General features: G+C 77.3%; 5 protein-coding genes. 3 read left to right on the plus strand and 2 right to left on the minus strand.

Going from position 1 to position 3942, the window contains the following annotated elements; translation table 11 throughout:
- Window positions 1-662 (plus strand): DUF5666 domain-containing protein (locus tag ECOMGDLI_RS34350; protein WP_233153280.1); only part of this gene is annotated, 662 nt, incomplete at its 5' end.
- A 67-nt stretch (window positions 663-729) separates the two neighbouring features.
- Window positions 730-1401, plus strand: coding sequence for a hypothetical protein (locus tag ECOMGDLI_RS02670; RefSeq protein ID WP_088313325.1), 672 nt, complete (start codon window positions 730-732; stop codon window positions 1399-1401).
- Between the two features lie 29 nt (window positions 1402-1430).
- Here the strand turns inward: ECOMGDLI_RS02670 and ECOMGDLI_RS02675 are convergent, their stop codons facing one another.
- Window positions 1431-1940, minus strand: a complete 510-nt coding sequence (locus ECOMGDLI_RS02675) for a hypothetical protein (RefSeq protein ID WP_088313327.1) — start codon at window positions 1938-1940, stop codon at window positions 1431-1433.
- Window positions 1941-2217: 277 nt separating this feature from the next.
- Between ECOMGDLI_RS02675 and ECOMGDLI_RS02680 the strand changes: the two genes are divergently transcribed.
- A complete protein-coding gene (locus ECOMGDLI_RS02680) occupies window positions 2218-2745 on the plus strand; it encodes a peptidase (protein WP_088289120.1) in 528 nt (175 codons plus the stop codon).
- Between the two features lie 23 nt (window positions 2746-2768).
- On the opposite strand, the gene ECOMGDLI_RS02685 is transcribed toward ECOMGDLI_RS02680, so the two are convergent.
- The coding region (locus ECOMGDLI_RS02685) for a reprolysin-like metallopeptidase (protein ID WP_233153281.1) at window positions 2769-3942 on the minus strand (1174 nt) is incomplete at its 5' end.

Consider the following 3942-nt stretch of genomic DNA (forward strand, 5'->3'; position numbering starts at 1 on the left):
CTGACCGGTCCGGCGGCCCCGCCGGACCGGTCAGCTGGATGGAGGCCGACCTCGGCGACGGGTCCGGCCCGTCACCGGCGGCCCCCGCCAGGCGCCGGCCGGGCATGGTCGTCGCCGCGGCGGTCGGCGCCGGGGCGCTGCTGCTCGGCGGGGTCGCCGTCGGGCAGGCCTTCGGCGCGACCTCGGACACGACGTCCCTCACCTCGCAGAGCCGCCAGGGCCAGCCGGGCCAGATGGGTCAGGGCGGCCCGGGACAGCAGGGCGGCACGACCGACCAGCTGGGCGGGACGACGCAGCAGCAGGACGGCGGGCGGGGCGGCACGGGTGGCGGGCCGCCCGGTACGGACGACGGAACCATGGTCGTCGGCCGGGTCTCCGGGGTCAGCGGCTCGACGCTCACGCTCGACAGCCGGTCCGGCACCGTCACCGTCACGACGACGTCCTCGACGACCGTCGACGGCACCGTGGGCGGCGACCTCTCGACGCTCGCGACCGGCACCCTCGTGTTCGTCCAGGGCACGCAGTCGAGCGACGGTGCGTGGACGGCGACCGCCGTGAGCACGACGCCGGACGGCGGCACGGGCGGCGGCATGGGCGGCCCGCCCGGGCAGGACCAGCAGGGCGGCACGGCCCAGCAGGGCACGACCGGGACGACGACGTAGCGCCCGCCCGAGGCGGTCGCGGCGCGACGGGGCCGCGACCGTCGGTGGCGCGAGGCAGACTGCCCCCATGTCTGCGGCAGCGGGGACGCGCGTCTACCTCGAGGTGGGCACGAAGCGGGTCTTCGCCGTCATGGTCGACCACCCCGGTTGGGCCCGGTCCGGCCGCACGGCCGAGGCGGCGCTCGCGGCGCTCGCCGAGTACGAGCCGCGGTACGCACCGGTCGTGCGCCGGGCCGGGCACCCGCTGCCGGGCGGTGCCGGCGACCGGCTCGATGTCGTCGCCGAGGTCCGGGGAACGACGACGACCGACTTCGGGGCGCCCGACCGGGTTCTCGACGGCGACCGTGCTGGCCTGCCGGCGGACGACGCCGCGCGGCTCGCCGACCTGCTCGCAGCCTGCTGGGCGACTCTCGACGACGTCGTCGAGGGGGCGCCGTCCGCCCTGCGGCGCGGCCCGCGCGGCGGCGGCCGGGACCGGGACGAGGTCGCACGGCACGTCCTCGCCGCCGAGGCCGCGTACGCCCGGGCGATCGGGGCGGCGGTCCGTGGATCGCCGCGGGTCGGGGACCACGCGGCCGTCACGGCGGCGAGGGCCGCCGTCCTGGCCCGGGTCCGGGCCGGGGACACGTCCGCCGAGCCCGCCGGGCGATGGCCGCTGCGCTACGCCGTCCGGCGGATCGCCTGGCACGTTCTCGACCACGCATGGGAGATCGAGGACAGGAGCGCGCCTGCGCCGTAGACCGTGTGCCGGGACGAGCCCCGGCACACTCAGCCGAGCAGCTCGCCCGGCAGGTACCGGCGGTCCCCGTCGGCCTGCCGGCGGTACGTCGACCCGCGGTGGCGGTGCAGCTCCTCGAGCCGGGCGCGGCAGCGGGCCCTGGTCTCGCGGGCCACCGGGCGCCACGCCTGGCCCGCGTAGGGCCGTTCGAGGACGCTCCCGAGCAGACCGTCCATCGAGGAGTACCGCGCGACGAGGTCCGCGAGGGCGTCGTCCGCGCCGACCCCGACGCCGCCGCGGCCGAGCGTCGCCGGCGGCGCCGTGTCATGGGCGAGGAGGGTCTGGGCGAGCATCCGGGCGGCGTCGAGGTCCTCGACGGCCCAGCGCCGCCACGGCACCTGCTCGGCGTCCGCGGCGCGGGCCGCGGCCCCGATCGTCAGGAGCAACGCGTCGACCTGGAGCTCGAGCGCGAGCCGAAGGAGATGGAGGTCGGTCGCGTCCGGGCCGCGGGACGTCGTCGCGACCGTGATGTCGACCGTACGGGGTTGCGAGGCGGACATGGCTCCTCCCGGGGCCGGACCGGTAGAAACGCGCGGACCCATCCAAGCCGCGTCCGACCCGCGTGGTGCGGGACCGACGGCCCCGGTACCACCCGCCGGGATGGGAACGATCACGGCGGACCGGTGGTGTCAGGCACGTGTCGGCCGTGTTTCCGCAGCGCTTCGCGCCGAGGCTGGCACTCTCACCCCCTTGTGTGCCAACGGGATCGGGCCGCACTCTTCAGCCAGGGCAGGTGGTCGTGCCGGCGTCGCCGGGGCAGGGCCTGGAGGAGGCATCATGTCGTCCGACAACGTCGAGATCGCGCCGTTCCACGGGCGTGACAGGCATCTGCGGGGGTTCGTCGTCTCCGGCCGCTGGCCGGGCTCCACCCGGGAGTGGGCGCAGTTCCTCGCGCTCGCCGTCCGGCTCGCCGCCGTCCCCGGCCTCGTGCCGACGACGACCGTCTTCCGCGCCGTCGAGGACGTCCCCGACGACCCGCAGCCCGGCACGGTCGGGCTCGTGACGTCCGCGGGGCCCGTGCTCGGCGAGGGCGCCCCGCAGCCCGGCGCGTTCTCCGGACGGACGCCGCCCGCGCTGCTCCTGCTGCACCCGCCGGGGGAGAGCCGGCCGTCGTCGCCCGAGGTCGTCGGGGCGGCCTCCGGCTGCGTGCTCCTGCCCGGCCTGCCGCACCTCGGGCTCGACCACCGCGCCGCGTGGGTCGAGGCCGAGCTCGACGGCACGGTGACCCGGCTCGTGAGCCAGGTCGGCGTCGACCCGTCGATGGACCCCGACACCGCGGTCCTCGCGATGCTCCTGGCGGCCTGACCGGGCCGGGCCAGGGTCCGACCTCACCCCGCGGACGGCGTCCCGTCCGCCGGCGGGCTGTCCGGGGCCGACGGGGTCGTCGACGGCGTGTCCGGCGTGTCCGGCGTGCCCGTCGGCTCCGCGCTGCCGGACGGCGTCCCGGTGGGGTCCGCCGTCTGCGTCGGGTCGACCGGGGAGGGCGTCTCCTGCGGGTCCGGTGCCCCGGAGCGGCCCACCCGGCCGCCGGGGTCGGACGTCGCCGTGGCGCTGGGGTTCGGGTCGACCGACGGGCGCGGCCGGCGGATCCGGCCGCCCGCCCGGTCGAACGCGTTCTCGGGCCAGACGCCGTCGACGGCGACGCTGACCCGGGCGAGGGTCGCGGTCGCCTCGTCGACCCGGAGCACCACCCGGCCGGACGCCGTCGTGAACGTCGCACCGGCGGCGAGCGGGGTGTCGAGGTCGTCGTCCCAGCCGTCCCGCCAGGACGGTGTGAGGTCGAGCAGAAGGGTCTGCGTCGCGTCGGTCGGGTCGGCCCGGCGGACGACGACGCCCGGGCGCAGGCCGGCCCAGTTGCCGGCCAGGTACGCGTCCCGCCCGGTGGCGGCCCGGTACTCGACGACGTACGTCGGGCCGGCCGGGTCGACGACCCGCAGGGACCGCAGGCCCGTCGTCGCCGAGACCGGTGCGAGCTCGGCGGAGACCGGCTCGGAGACGCTCTCGACGGCGTCCGGGGGGAGCAGACCGAGCGTGTAGGCGTGGGCGGTGCTCAGGCTGCCGAGCCGGTCCCAGCTGATGCCCATGACGTCGTACCAGTCGCGGTACCCGGCCTGGCGGCAGGACGGCGTCCAGCCACCGGCCCACGCGCCGTCGGCGACACCGGGGCACTGCAGCTCGTTGGAGTGGCCGAGCCCGAGGTTGTGCCCGAGCTCGTGGGCGAGGATCGACGTCGTGGCGTCCCGGACGTAGACGTAGCCGCCGGACGCCGTGCCGCTCCCGACGGTGCCGAGGCCGTAGTAGCAGGAGCCGGTGCCCTGCGAGGTGAGGTAGACGACGAGGTGCCGGCCCGGGCCCTCGACGAACCCGGTGCGGCGCTTGACCTCCGCCCACAGCGCGAACGGCTGCGTGCACGCGGCGGCGTCTCCCGGTTCTGGTCGCAGGCGAGCGCGGGCAGGGTGTCGTTCACGGTCACCGCGGCCCACGGCTGGCTCACGACGACCG

This window comes from Kineosporia sp. R_H_3, assembly GCF_002198675.1.
In the GTDB taxonomy this organism is placed as follows: Bacteria; Actinomycetota; Actinomycetes; order Actinomycetales; family Kineosporiaceae; genus R-H-3.

Coding starts and splice junctions, on each gene's coding strand:
- ECOMGDLI_RS02675 (WP_088313327.1), bottom strand. CDS start 1,940: ATGTCCGCCTCGCAACCCCGTACGGTCGACATCACGGTCGCGACGACG.
- ECOMGDLI_RS02680 (WP_088289120.1), top strand. CDS start 2,218: ATGTCGTCCGACAACGTCGAGATCGCGCCGTTCCACGGGCGTGACAGG.
- ECOMGDLI_RS02670 (WP_088313325.1), top strand. CDS start 730: ATGTCTGCGGCAGCGGGGACGCGCGTCTACCTCGAGGTGGGCACGAAG.